The 13,701-nt window shown below is 66.4% G+C and carries 8 protein-coding genes and 1 pseudogene; 2 read left to right on the top strand and 7 right to left on the bottom strand.

Going from position 1 to position 13,701, the window contains the following annotated elements; translation table 11 throughout:
• Positions 1 to 38 precede the first annotated feature (38 nt).
• Both malF and malG read left to right on the top strand, forming a co-directional pair.
• Complete coding sequence (gene malF / locus C4S71_RS05600; RefSeq protein WP_103968481.1) at positions 39 to 1,652, top strand: maltose ABC transporter permease MalF; 1,614 nt, start codon at positions 39 to 41, stop codon at positions 1,650 to 1,652.
• A 25-nt stretch (positions 1,653 to 1,677) separates the two neighbouring features.
• A complete protein-coding gene (malG, locus tag C4S71_RS05605; RefSeq protein WP_086508159.1) occupies positions 1,678 to 2,568 on the top strand; it encodes a maltose ABC transporter permease MalG in 891 nt (296 codons plus the stop codon).
• Between the two features lie 69 nt (positions 2,569 to 2,637).
• On the opposite strand, the gene C4S71_RS05610 is transcribed toward malG, so the two are convergent.
• From C4S71_RS05610 to kbl, 7 genes and pseudogenes are all read right to left on the bottom strand, one after another.
• A complete protein-coding gene (locus C4S71_RS05610; protein WP_103968482.1) occupies positions 2,638 to 3,480 on the bottom strand; it encodes an ankyrin repeat domain-containing protein in 843 nt (280 codons plus the stop codon).
• A 9-nt stretch (positions 3,481 to 3,489) separates the two neighbouring features.
• The gene (locus C4S71_RS23070) at positions 3,490 to 4,551 is read right to left on the bottom strand and encodes a Tle-like phospholipase domain-containing protein (protein WP_479688558.1); all 1,062 of its coding nucleotides are present in this window, start codon (positions 4,549 to 4,551) and stop codon (positions 3,490 to 3,492) included.
• 18 nt (positions 4,552 to 4,569) lie between these two features.
• Positions 4,570 to 6,600 (bottom strand): annotated as a pseudogene (locus tag C4S71_RS22690) (type VI secretion system Vgr family protein); the annotation flags it as partial.
• A 175-nt stretch (positions 6,601 to 6,775) separates the two neighbouring features.
• On the bottom strand, positions 6,776 to 7,891 hold the full coding sequence (gene ugpC / locus C4S71_RS05620; RefSeq protein WP_103968484.1) for a sn-glycerol-3-phosphate ABC transporter ATP-binding protein UgpC: 1,116 nt from the start codon (positions 7,889 to 7,891) through the stop codon (positions 6,776 to 6,778).
• Positions 7,879 to 9,555 (bottom strand): alpha-amylase family glycosyl hydrolase, encoded by a 1,677-nt coding sequence (locus C4S71_RS05625; protein WP_086508167.1) that lies wholly within the window; start codon positions 9,553 to 9,555, stop codon positions 7,879 to 7,881. Before C4S71_RS05625 ends, ugpC begins: the two co-directional genes overlap by 13 nt.
• A 129-nt stretch (positions 9,556 to 9,684) precedes the next feature.
• Positions 9,685 to 12,390 (bottom strand): HTH-type transcriptional regulator MalT, encoded by a 2,706-nt coding sequence (gene malT / locus C4S71_RS05630; RefSeq protein WP_103968485.1) that lies wholly within the window; start codon positions 12,388 to 12,390, stop codon positions 9,685 to 9,687.
• Between the two features lie 120 nt (positions 12,391 to 12,510).
• Complete coding sequence (kbl, locus tag C4S71_RS05635; protein WP_103968486.1) at positions 12,511 to 13,701, bottom strand: glycine C-acetyltransferase; 1,191 nt, start codon at positions 13,699 to 13,701, stop codon at positions 12,511 to 12,513.

The raw sequence follows: 13,701 nt of genomic DNA on the forward strand, positions 1-13,701 counted from the left end.
GGCGGCAGGCGCCGCCGGCCCGGCCCAGGACGCTACCCATGTACACCACCAATGCTTCCCGGGGGCTGCCGCGCCATCGCTCCCGCTATCCCGCCGAGCGCTACACCCGCTGGGCACTGCGCAGCCTGGTGGCAGCGCTGGTCTTGGCTCTGCTGTGGCTGGTGCTGGCCTTCCATCTCAACGGCCAGCCGATCTTTGCCCTGCTGTTCTTGGTGCTCGGCGCCGCGCTGGGGGTGGTCTTCACCCGCCGCACGCTGATGAGTCACCGCTACATCTTTCCCGCCGTGGCCAGCATGGCGCTGTTCGTCATCTTTCCGCTGCTCTACACCGTCGGCATCAGCTTCAGCAACTACAGCTCCAGCAACCTGCTCAGCGAGGAGCGGGTGCGCGCTCAACTGCTGTCGCGTACCTATCAGGAGGAGAGCGCCACCTTCGGCTTCCAGCTCTACTCGAGTGACGAAGGCGTGCGGCTCTATCTGGAGCGGGAGGGGGCTCCACCCACGACTGGTGAAGCGGAAGCCGAGCTCGAGGAGGCGCTCGAGGGCGTCTCGCGCTTCGTCACCGGGCCGCTGTCGCTGCAGGACGGCGAGCGTCGCCATGTCGCCATTCAGCCCGCCGCGGGAGAGCCGGTGGGCGAGCCGCTGCCCATGCGCGAGGTGATCGCCTATCGCACTGCGTTGCAGAATCTGGTACTGGCGACGCCGGAAGGGCTGGAACTGCGCATGGCCGGGCTGCGCCACTATGCGCCCATGCTCGACCGCTATGAAGTCCGCGCTGACGGTAGCCTGTACGACCGGCGCGACGATTTCCTGTTGACCGCCGATGGAGAGACGGGCTTCTTCGTCACCGAGGAGGGGGAGCGCATCACCCCGGGCTGGCCGGTGGCGGTGGGCCTGGACAACTATGCACGGATATTCCTCGACCCCGATATCCGCGGCCCCTTCATCCAGATCTTCGTCTGGACCTTCGCCTTCGCCGGGCTCACCGTGCTGTTCACCCTGATCGTCGGCTTCGTGCTCGCCTCGCTGCTGCAGTGGGACCAGCTGCGTGGCAAGGCGCTCTACCGCACCCTGCTGATCCTGCCCTACGCAGTGCCGGCGTTCATCTCGATCCTGATCTTCAAGGGCATGTTCAACCAGCACTTCGGCGAGATAAACCTGATCCTCGACGCCCTGTTCGGCGTGCGTCCCGACTGGTTCACCGATCCCTGGCTCGCCCGCAGCATGCTGCTGATCGTCAACACCTGGCTCGGCTACCCCTACATGTTGCTGCTGTGCATGGGGCTGATCCAGTCGATCCCCAGGGACCTCTACGAGGCCTCGGCGGTGGACGGCGGCGGCCCGCTCACCAACCTGTTCCAGATCACCCTGCCGCTGATCATCAAGCCGCTCACGCCGCTTTTGATCGCTTGCTTCGCCTTCAACTTCAACAACTTCGTGCTGATCGCGCTGCTTACCGGCGGCAACCCCGACATCCTCGGCGCCAGTACCCCGGCGGGCACCACCGATCTGCTGGTGAGCTACACCTACCGCATCGCCTTCCAGGACGCCGGGCAGAACTTCGGTCTGGCCGCCGCCATCGCCACGCTGATCTTCCTGCTGGTGGCAGGGCTGGCGCTGCTCAACCTGCGCCTGGCCAAGGTCAGGGTCTGATTCGCAAGGTCACAGGAGAATCGTCATGGCCATGGTTCAACCCCGCTCTCTTCGCTGGCGCAAGCTGGCGGCGCATCTCGCCCTGATCGGCTTTCTCACGCTGATCCTGTTCCCGCTGCTGCTGGTGATCTCGATCTCCTTTCGCGAGGGCAACTTCGCCACCGGCAGCCTGATTCCGGAGCGCTTCTCGCTGGAGCACTGGTCGCTGGCTCTCGGTATTCCCTGGGAGCGCGCCGACGGCACGGTGGTGCAGCCACCGTTTCCGGTGCTGCTGTGGCTGTGGAACTCGGTCAAGGTGGCGATCGTCTCGTCGCTGCTGATCGTGCTGCTCTCCACCACCAGCGCCTACGCCTTCGCCCGCATGCGCTTTGCCGGCAAGGGGCCGATCCTCAAGAGCATGCTGATCTTCCAGATGTTCCCGGCGGTGCTCTCGCTGGTGGCGCTCTACGCCCTGTTCGACCGCCTGGGACAGTTCGTCGGCTGGCTCGGCATCAACACCCATGGCGCGCTGATCGTCGCCTCGCTGGGCGCGGTGGCGCTGCACATCTGGACCATCAAGGGCTACTTCGAATCGATCGACGGCTCGCTGGAGGAGGCCGCCATGGTCGACGGCGCCAGCACCTGGCAGGCGTTTCGCTACATCCTGCTACCGCTGTCGCTGCCGATCCTGATGGTGGTGTTCATCCTCGCCTTCGTCATGAGCATCATGGAGTACCCCATGGCCTCGGTGCTGCTGGTGGATGAACACAAGCTGACCCTGGCGGTAGGCGCCCAACAGTACCTGGCCGACCACAACCAGCGCTGGGGCAACTTCGCCGCGGCGGCGGTGCTCTCAGGCCTGCCGATCACCTTGGCCTTCCTGATCTGCCAGCGCTGGATCATCGGCGGGCTCACGGCGGGGGGCGTGAAGGGCTAGCCGCGGCATTGCGCCAGGGCTCGAACGCCCGCTCGGCTCTGCCGGCGGGCGTTGCTTCGCCGCCGATTCCTAGCGGTCGTGACCGGGCGGCACACGCGGCGTCAGCCCCTCGGCGCGCATCTGCTCGCGCACCTCGACGGGCGAGGGCGGGGGAAATTCGACGCCGCGCTCGATCATCATGTCGCGTACTGATTTGAGGCCTTGGCGAATGTCACCAGGAGGCAAGCGCTGGAGCCTGTCATATACCACCCATGCAGGAGTAACTCCTGTCGCTAACCGAGTATCTAACCTCGCTCCGTTTTCGAGTAGATATGCGGCTATTTCTGGCTTGGTTCCTAGACAAGCATCATGAAAAGCGGACCTGCCTATACTGTTTTGGCTATCAATATCGGCACCGTACTCAATCAACAACCTAATATGTTCCAATGTTCCACTTGTAATAGCTCGGTGAAGAAGGGGAGTGCCGTCACTTGATTCGTCATTGGCAGGTAAGCCACCTTCAAGCATTGCACTCAAGTAACGAGTGTCAGGACTCATCAATGCTGCCCCAAGCGGGGTGCGAGCTTCGGCTCCTTCCATCGGACTTTCACTGGGGTGGACGCCCAGCTCGACCAAGGTGCGTACGGCATCGGGATTCTGCTGAAGCAGGGCGAACCACATCAGGGTCATCTGCTGCTCGCCCCTGGCAGTAAGATCGACCCCATCGGCCCCGTGGCGCAGCGCCGCCATATCGTTGCGTTCGATGGCTCTGGCCAGCTCGAGATGTGGGCCGCTGAAGAGCTCGCCGGCGGTGTGAGTACGTGACATGGTCAATCCCTGAGTTGGCTGGCAGCCGCTGGCAAGGAAGAACAGTACCAGCAACAGAAGTGAGTGATAGCGTGAGTGAAAAGGGCGCTGTGGCTTGGTCTGCATGATGTCTCCCTACGTGCAGTGATGTCCCGTGGCTCCGGCCAGGATACCCTGATCCATCGACTTCTGGGCCTCCAGCCCCTCGATGACTTGCACCATGCTGTGACGCTCGATCGGATTGATGCCCCGGCCGGGAAGTCGATAGGGCGTGCCCACCGCATCCGGCATCAGCGTGGCCAGCAGGGTACTGCCGGCGGCTCCGGCAAAAGCGCCGGTGCCACCGCCCAGTGTCGCGCCCACCCCGGCCGCAGCGAGCGTGGAACTCAGCCGCCGCTCCTGCAGCAGTGTGAGTATCTCTCCCGCGACGCGGAAGGCCTGGATATTCTCAGGCCTGGGCTGATGCAGCGTGCCGCCATAGCGTTCCACGGTATTGGGATGCAGACCTGCGGAGTTGAATGTCGTTGCGGGCAGGCCGCTTGCGCGTGAAGTGGCGGAGACTAGACCACCCCCGAGAGAGTGGCCTGCCAGATGTATATAAGATCCACCTGTCGAAAGTGATTCTCCTATCTTAACTGCCCTTTCATAATAATCTGACGGCAGATTGAGCCCTTGAGCTATGTTGTTGCGGATATCTTCCCGGTTCGAGAAGTCCGTGCCCCTGAAACCAATTGCCGGTGCCAAGGCGTTTCCAAAGACATCTGGGTCAGGTAGATACAGTCCGCCTCTGAAGGAGCTCTCTTCGGGATACAGGTCAGAGGGGGTTAACCCCAATTCTTCCAATAGCTCTGCATCCTTGCTGCTATCCCCCCAGCCCACCGGCACGGGCTGGCTAGGGTCGTAGACATGCTGTGCCAGCCGGGCGTGCTCCACGGCGACGTTGTTGCGCGCGAAGCGCTCGGTGGTGGCGGCCAGGGTGTCGCGGGGGCCGCCCGGAGGCATGGCGTCGAGCTGGTTTCTGGCGGCGGCGATCTGGCCCTGACGGCACTGCCAGCGTGCCGCCTTCTGGCGTCTGGCCTCCTCCAGGTCGTCTAGGCTCGAGTCTGCCGTATCGTCGCTATCTTCAAGCTCGACCTCGCCTTGCCCCGCGGCGGCGACGGCCATGGCCGCCGCCATGAAGCCACCCATGAGCGGCATAGCGCCGGATTTGAGCGTCACGTCCTCGCTCGCTTCCGGTGTGGCGGCACCCGGCAGCAGCGCCGCTGCCGCCCCTTGCCCGCTCCCCGAGCCGGGGCTACCTCCGGAGTTGATCTTGACCTGGGCGCCGACGATGGTGATGCCGCTGGGGTCGAGCTTGAGGAAGCTGCCGCCGGCCTTGAGGGTGATCTCGGCGCCGGCGTCGATCACGGTCTTGCTGCCGGCCTGGTGGTGGATCTCCTGGCCGGCTTCGACGAGCTGGGCGCGGGCGGTCTTTTCGTGGCGCGTGGCGCCGACGATGAGGTGGTCGTCGCCGTCGACCTTGAGGTGGCGCTGGCCACGCACGGTGAGGTGGTCGTCGGCGTGAATCTCGCTGATGCGGTTGCGGTGTACGGTGAGATGGCTGTCGTAGCCGATCTCTTCGGTGCGGTCGTTGTGGGTCAGCAGTTCCAGGTCTTTCTGGGCGTGCAGCCAGATCTGCTCCTGGCCGGCTTCGTCATCGAAGCGCAGTTCGTTGAAGCCTTCGCCCTGGTGACTCTGGGTGCGGATGACGGTGCGGGTCTTGTGCGCCGGCAGTTCGTAGGGCGGTGTACTGACGGCGTTGTAGATCCGTCCGGTGATCAGCGGTTGATCGGGGTCGCCCTCCAGGTAGCTGACGAGGACCTCATGGCCGATCCTCGGAATCGCCATGCTGCCGTAGCCGCCACCGGCCCAGTCCTGGCTCACTCTCAGCCAGGCGCTCGGCGCTCTTTCCGCGGCTTCGCCTTCAGCCCCGGCGGTATTGGGCTCGGCATAGCGATCCCAGGGGAACTGCACCTTGACCCGGCCGTGCTCGTCGCAATGGATCTCTTCGCCTTCGGGGCCGACGACGAAGGCGATCTGGGGGCCGTCGACCCGAGGGCGGGGGTTGGGCTCGGGGCGCCAGGCCTGGTCGGCGGGCATCAGCACCAGTTCGTTGTGGTACTTGGTCATGCCGTCTTGATCGGTTTGCTCGCTGCCCTGAACGAAGCCGTCCTCTTCCAAGGCCTGGGGCTGCTTGCCGTGGTGCACCACGCCGAGCACCTGCCAGTCGCGGTTGAGCTCGTCGAGGTCATGGTCGGTGAGCGTGAAGCGGGTACCCGGGGCGAGTTCGGGCAAATCGCTCTCGGCATCGGCGGTGTTGGCACCGCGACGCAGCGCTTCGAGACGAATGCGAGTGAAGGCCTGGCCGGAGGCATCGGCCTTGTAGCGCCCGGGGTAGTCGTAGTGCTCGTAGTCGCTTCGCTGGCCGTGAGCTTCTAGATCGCGTGCGGCGTGGTCGTGCAGCTGGCCGTAGGCAGGTTTCTTGAACGAGTAGTCCTTGAGCGTGGCCGAGGCCGGGGCGACCCGGGTATGCTGCTGCAGCTTGCGCACATGACGGGCCGGCGGCGTGCCCCCGGCGCGACCGTGGTAGGTACGCTCGCCCAGGTGGCTCAGCACCTGGGGCGCGTCGGCGAACACCAGGCGGTGGGCGGCGCTGGGTGTCTCGCCACCGGTCTCGAAGAACTCATGAAAGTAGAACAGCCCCTCTTCGGCGGCCAGACGCTCGACGAAGGCAAGATCGTCTTCTCGATACTGCGTGAGGTACTCCCGAGGCTCGGGTTCGCGGGTGGCGGCGAAGGCGAGATCGGTCAGGCCGTGCTCGTCGCACAGGGTGTTGAGCACCGTGAGCGGCGAGACCTCCTGGAAGATGCGCGAGTTCTGGCGCAGGCCGAGGCGCCACAGGGCGGGACGGATCTCGATCCGGTAGAAGGTGTGGCGGTGGCCGCGGTCGCCACGGGCGAACTCGCTGACGATGCCGTTCACCTGGCGCAGCATCTCGTCGTCCTGCCAGATCGTCAGGGTGGCCTCGCGGTCGAGGATGTCGCGGGCGGAGAGGCTGCCGTTACGGCTGGCGAAGCGCACCGTGAGCTTGAAGGGGGCGGAGAGCCGTTCCCGGTGGGTGAACTCGATGACCGCCAGGCCCTCGGTATCGGGCGAGCTGGCATCGGCGAGCTGAAGGGTGAAGTGAAGTCCGTTTTCAGAGGCCATGCTTCCTCCTGGAGGCGTACATGGCCGAGTTACAGCAGATGCTGTGCCAGTATTTGGCTAATAAAGTAAAAACAAGGGAATAACAGAGAGGAGGTCCAAAAGGCTAAGTGGACTCAGGCAATCCATTGCCTGAGGCGGGCAAGAAGTTGCCCGTTGGGCAAGTTCTTGCCCGTGCTCAATGAGTGACGCCGGGAACCCGTACCTGCCGCGGACAGGCCGTGCCGTCGGCGGCGAACAGGTGGCAGCGCTCGCCGGAGAGCCCCAGCTCGACCGCCTGGCCGTCCTCCAGGTGGGTCAAGCCGTCGAGGCGCTGGGTCAGGGTCTCGCTGACGCCCTCCACCCGCAGGTGGGCCAGTGTCTCGTAGCCGAGCCTTTCGGCCACCATGAGCCTGGCCGTCAGTCGCGCGTCGGCGTCGGCAGGAGCAACGAAGTCCTCGGCGCGCACGGCGAGGGTGGCCTTGTCGCCCGCACGCAGCCGGGCGCCGTCGACCGCCACGGCCAGCGTCGCGCCGTCGGGCAGGCGTACCGAGGTGCGCTGACGACCGGGATCTAGCACCTCGACCGGTATGACGTTGATGCGCGGCGAGCCGATGAAGCGCGCCACCTCCAGCGTGGCGGGGAAGTGATAGAGCGACAGCGGTGCGCCGACCTGGGCGATGCGGCCGCCGGCCAGCAGCACGATGCGGTCGGCCAGGGTCATCGCTTCCACCTGGTCGTGGGTCACGTAGATCATGGTGGCGCCCAGACGCCGGTGCAGCTCGGCGATCTGCACCCGCATGTCGACCCGCAGAGCGGCATCGAGGTTGGAGAGCGGCTCGTCGAACAGGAACACCGCCGGCTCCTTGACCAGGGTGCGGCCGATGGCCACCCGCTGGCGCTGGCCGCCGGAGAGCTCCTTGGGCTTGCGTTCGAGCAGCTCGCCCAGATGCAGCATCTCGGCGGCATGCTCCACGCGACGGCGGATCTCGGCCTTGTCGGTGCGGGCGAGCTTGAGGCCGAAGGCCATGTTCTCGGCCACCGTCATGTGCGGGTAGAGCGCGTAGGACTGGAACACCATGCCGATGTCGCGCTCCTGGGGCGGCACCTCGTTGATGCGCTCGCCGTCGAGGCGCATCTCGCCGTGGCTGATGTCCTCGAGGCCCGCGATCATGCGCAGCAGGGTGGACTTGCCGCAGCCGGAGGGGCCGACGAAGACGACGAACTCGCCGTCCTCGATGGTCAGGTCGATATCGCGGGAGACCTCGACCCCCGCGTAATCCTTGCCGATGCCGGCCAGTGTCAGACGTCCCATACGATCTCCTCCTGTGCCGGACAGCGGGCGATAGCGATGCCGCAGGGCGGCAGCTGCACCTCGCCATTGGCCCAGACGCCGTTGACCAGCGCCGGGGCGTCGTCGAGCGGACGCGCTTGCCGCGGGGCGGGCAGGGTACGCGGCGCGTCGCTGAAGTTCAGTGCGACCAGAAGGCGCTCGTTGGGCGCGCGCGCGGGGTGGTGGCGCTCCAGGCACAGCACCTCGTCGCGTACCGGGTGATAGCGAACCTCGCCCTTCTTCAATGCCACGTGTTCACGGCGGAAGGCAAGGAAGGCGCGGTAGGCATTGAGCAGCGAATCGGGCGCTTCGTCCTGGTGCCGCATGGCCAGCTCCAGATGGGCCTCGGGTACCGGCAGCCAGGGCTCGCCCTGGGAGAAGTCGCCGTGGCGGGTGTCGCCACACCAGGGGTGGGGCGTACGGCAGCCGTCGCGCCCCTTGTAGGCCGGCCAGAAGGTGATACCGGCCGGGTCGACGAGCTGCTCCAGGGTCAGCTCGGCCTCGGGCAGGCCCAGCTCCTCGCCCTGGTAGAGGCAGACGCTGCCGCGCTGGGTCAGCAGGAAGGCGAGGTAGAGACGCAGCCTGTCCGGGTCGTCCTGGGCCTTCCAACGCGTCGCCAGGCGCGGCACGTCGTGGTTGCCCAGTGCCCAGCACGGCCAGCCGTCGCCGATCTTCGCTTCCATGGCGGTCATCGTCCGATGCAGGAAATCGGGGTCGTGGCGCTCGCCCAGCAGGTCGAAGGAGTAGGCCATGTGCAGGCGCTTGTTGCCTTGGGTATAGGCCGCCATCACGTTCAGCGAGTCATCGTCGCCCACCTCGCCGACGCTGGTGGTGCCGGGATACTCGTCGAGCAGGGCGCGCAGCTTCTCGAGGAAGGCCAGGTTCTCCGGCTGGGTCTTGTCGTGCAGGTGCAGCTGGTAGCCGTAGGGGTTGTCGGGGCGCACGCCGAGAAAGCCTTCCGCCGCATCGCTGCGCGGCGGGTTGTCCACGAGCTCACCGTGGGTGCAGAAGTTCACCGCGTCCAGGCGGAAGCCGTCCACACCGCGATCGAGCCAGAAGCGCACCTCGTCGAGAACGGCCTCGACCACCGCCGGGTTGCGGAAGTTGAGATCGGGCTGGCTGTCCAGAAAGTTGTGCAGGTAGTACTGGCAGCGCCGGGTGTCCCACTGCCAGGCGCTGCCGCCGAACACCGACTGCCAGTTGGTGGGCGGCGAGCCGTCGGCCTTGGCCTCGGCCCACACGTACCAGTCAGCCTTGGGGTTGTCGCGGCTGCCCCGGCTCTCGCTGAACCAGGGGTGACGGTCGGAGGTGTGCGACAGCACCTGGTCGATGGTGACCTTGAGCCCGCGGGCGTGAGCCGCTTCCACCAGGCGGTCGAAGTCGTCCAGGGTGCCGAAGATGGGATCGACGCTGCGATAGTCGGCCACGTCGTAGCCGAAGTCCTTCATCGGCGAGGTGAAGAAGGGCGAGATCCAGATCGCGTCGACGTTGAGCGACGCGATGTAGTCGAGTTTGTCGATGATGCCCGGCAGATCGCCGATGCCGTCGCCGTTGCTGTCCATGAAGCTGCGCGGGTAGATCTGGTAGATCACCGCGCCGCGCCACCAGTCCTGTCCCTGTCTGCCGAAGAGGTGCTGTGCGTTCATGCCTTGTCCTTGTCGTCGTGCCTTACGAAGAAACGTAGGGTCGATGGTGACGCCATGGGCAGTGCAGGGAATCCTCTACGCCCCGGCACAGGGGAGGCGTAGTCGGGGGGCGGAGTCCGGCCGCTTTGCCTACTCCCCCTGGATGCGCGACAGCAGCTCGCCGGCCAGAGCGATGGCCTCATCGCGGCGGCGGATGTTCTGTTTCTGGTAGAGACTGCGAATATGGGTCTTGACCGTAGTGGGGGCGACCGAGAGCTGCTCGGCAATCTGCTCGTTGGAGAGCCCGGCGTGTATCAGGCCGAGAATCTGCCACTCGCGACGGGTCAGCGGCGAAGTGCGGATCAGCTCCGGCACATCGGGTCGCGAGACGATGTCGTCGATCACCGAGTCGTCGAGCATCAGGCGCACGGCGCGACCGAACTCGCGCTGACGGCGGGCGAGGTCGAGCAGTCGTTCGGCATGACCGCGGGCCAGCGGTTCCAGCTCGTGCTCGGCCAGCAGGCGTTCGAGCATCTCCGGCAGCGGCCGACCCAGGCGCAGGAAACTGCCGGCCAGCGCCGTGCGGGTGGCGAGCGTCAGTGCCTGGCGGAGATGCGCCAGCGCTTCGGCGTGCCGGCCGCGCTGCCACTCCAGCCCGGCCAGGCAGATTTGGTTGCGATTGGCGTCGGTGGTAAGCCCCAGTCGCTCGGTCTCGTGCTCCAGCGCGACGAGCAGCGCTTCGGCCTCATCGAAGCGGCCGAGCAGAATCATGGCGCGTGCATGATTGCGCAGGTTGCATTGGGCGAAGTGATTGCTGGCCTGTGCCGGGTCGCCGGGAGGCGCCTCCTGCAGCCAACGGGCCACGGCGTCGAGATCGCCGTTGGCCTGCCACCAGGCGAGCAGGGTGGCATGGGCGTTGGCCTGCCAGTCGATGTGATAGTTGCCCTGCACCAGGATCTTGCGCATGCGGCGGATATGGTCGGCGCACTGGGCCTGGTCGCCCCGCGACAGTGCCACCTTGGCCAGGCCGATGTGGCATTGCAGGGTCCAGCGCTCGCCCTGGGTGTCGAGCACTTCGATGCCTTTCAGCGCCGCCTGCTCCGACGCTTCCAGGCGCTGCCACTCCCACAGCAGCTGGCTGCGGATGCGATAGAGGAATTCACACACCGGCAGGCGGTCGAGGCCGGCGTGTTCGACGTGGGCGATGGCGCGTTCCTGCACGTCGAAGGCGGCCTGCAGGCGGCCCTGTGCCACCAGCGTCTCGGACTGATGGCACAGCGCCCACAGCAGCATCTGCGCATCGCCGACACGATTGGCTTCCCGCTCCACGCTGTGGATGCGCTGCAGCGACTCGTCCAGGTAGCCCTGCACGAAGCGCGCCTCGGCCAGTATCGCCGCGGCGGTCAGCGGGGTCGTGGCCAGATAGCGGGGCGGCAGGGTCAGGGCCTGTTCGGCCAGTGGCGCCGCCCGTTCGGCGTCGCCCTCGTTGATCGCCAGCTGCGCCCGTAGGGTGGCGAACTCGGCGGCCAGTTCGGCCCATTCGGGCAGCTCGAGCTGCGCCTCGATCCAGCCGATGGCCTGGCGGGTGCGGTCGAAATGATACTGGGCATGCGAGGCCCAGCCGTGCAGCAGGGTGAGCCGGGGAGAGTCGACCAGGCGGGTATCGCCGAGCGTGGCGAGCCCGCGTGCCAGCAGTGAGAAGTGGCCGTTGGCCAGCAGCCCGGGCCCTTCTCGCTCGAGCAGCTCGGCCAGCGGTTCGGGGGCTTCGGCTTCGATGGCCTGGGCCAGCGCCAGGGCAGGGTTGCCCAGGCGCAGCCAGGCGGTGCTGGCGCGCTGATGCAGCTCGTGCTGTGTCGTCAGACTGAGCTCGTGGCGGCGGTGACGCAGGTAGCCGGCGAACAGCCGATGAAAGCGAAACCATTGCGAATGAGGTTCGATACGCTCGAGGAACAGACCGGCCCGCTCCAGCGCCTCCAACCGCTGCGAGAGTCGCTCGCCCTCCAGCAGCCTGGCGACCAGATTGGGCGAGAAGCGCTCGAGCACGCCGAGCTGCAGCAGCAGCTGGTGGTCCTGTTCGTCGATACAACGTGCCAGCAACTCGTCGAACCAGGCGACGAAGTCCGGATGGCTGCCATCGAGTCGCTCCAGCAGGGTATCGAAGGAGGCCAGGGTGGTGGTGCGCTCGATCAGCCAGGCCAGTGCCAGCGGCCACCCTTCGGTGCGGCGTAGGGCGCGCTCCAGGCTGACCCGGGTCGGGGGCAGGCTGAGCTGTTCGGCGCACAGGGTCTGGGCCTCTTCCGCATCGAAGGCCAGCTCGCTCAGGCCGATCTCCTCCAGTTCGCCGCGTAGCCGGAGTTCCGGCAGGCCCAGGTCGGGGCGCGTGCGCGAGGCGAGGGTCAGCGTCAGCCAGGACGGCTGGTGGCACAGCCAGTGGCGCAGGCACTCGAGGATCTGCGAGTGCCGGACATGTTGGACGTCATCCAGCACCAGCCGGCCGGGTGCGGACTGCTCCGGCAGCAGCGCCAGCCAGGTCTCCATGGCTTCGGCCAGGCTGCCGGCCACGGGCAGCTCGAGCGTGTGGCCGAGCTCACGGCACAGGCGGGTCAGCGCTTCGCGAAAATAGACGGCGAAGCGGCCCGGTTCGTCGTCGCGGGCGTCCAGACACAGCCAGGCCGAGGGTTGCTCCAGTTGGGTCAGACGCTCGGCCAGCAGCGTGCTCTTGCCGTAGCCGGGCGGTGCCTGGACCATCAGCAGGCGGACCCGCTCGCTGAGCGCGAAGCAGTCGTTCAGCCTTTCTCGGGCCACGACGGTGTCAGGCAGTGCAGGCGGGCGGAGCTTTTCCAGGAGAATGGTCATCGAAAACCGTCGCTGAACCGTTTCAGTTTCCAGTATGACGGCTGGCTCGTCGCCTTTGGGCGCTCTGCGACCAAGGTCGTAGCCAAGGCTGGCCAGGCTCTGGCCCGGCCAGCCAGATCGCTATAGCCCTAGGCGCTCCTTGACCCGACCGAAGGCGGCCAGGGCGAATTCCAGATCGTCGCGGCTCAGCGCGGCTGACATCTGGGTGCGGATGCGGGCACGCCCCTGGGGCACCACCGGGTAGGAGAAGGCGATGACGTAGACGCCCTCCTTGAGCATCTCCTCGGCGAAACGGGCGGCAAGTCCTGCGTCGTACAGCATCACCGGCACGATGGGGTGCTCGCCGGGCAACAGTTCGAAGCCCAGCCGCTCGAGCCCCTCGCGGAAGAAGGCGGTGTTCTCCACCAGCCGGCTGCGCAGCTCGCGGGACTCGGCGGCCAGCTCGATCGCCTTCAGCGCGCCGGCGACCACCGGTGGCGCCACGGTGTTGGAGAACAGATAGGGGCGCGAGCGCTGGCGCAGCAGCTCGATCACTTCGCGCTTGCCGCTGGTGTAGCCGCCGCTGGCGCCGCCCAGCGCCTTGCCCAGGGTGCCGGTGGTGATGTCGACTCGATCCATGCAGCCGCGATACTCGTGGGTGCCGCGACCGCCCTCGCCGAGAAAGCCGGTGGCATGGCAGTCGTCGAAGTGCACCAGGGCGTCGTAGCGCTCGGCCAGGTCGCAGATTTCGTCGAGCCGGGCAATGTAGCCATCCATGGAGAACACGCCGTCGGTGGTGATCAGCTTGAAGCGCGCACCGTCGCGGTCGGCGGCCTTGAGCTGCTCTTCCAGGTCGGCCATGTCGTTGTTGCGGTAGCGGTAGCGCCGGGCCTTGGAGAGCCGCACGCCGTCGATGATGCTGGCATGGTTGAGCTCGTCGGAGATCACCGCGTCCTCGGCGCCGAGCAGGGTCTCGAACAGCCCGCCGTTGGCGTCGAAGCAGGAAGGGTAGAGGATGGTGTCCTCGGTGCCGAGAAAGTCGGTCAAGCGCTGTTCGAGCTGCTTGTGCAGGCTCTGGGTACCGCAGATGAAACGTACCGAGGCCAGGCCGTAGCCCCACTCTTCCAGGCCCGCCTTGGCGGCCGCGTTGACCTCGGGGTGCTGGGCCAGTCCCAGGTAGTTGTTGGCGCACAGGTTGAGCACTTCTTGCCCGGCACTGATGCCGACATGGGCGCCCTGAGGCGTGGTCAGCTGGCGCTCGTGCTTGTACAGCCCGGCCTGGCGAATGGCGTCGAGCTCGCCCAGCAGATGCTGCTTGAAAGCTCCGTACAT

The sequence above is a fragment of the Billgrantia desiderata genome, assembly GCF_900108215.1.
Taxonomy (GTDB): domain Bacteria; phylum Pseudomonadota; class Gammaproteobacteria; order Pseudomonadales; family Halomonadaceae; genus Halomonas; species Halomonas desiderata.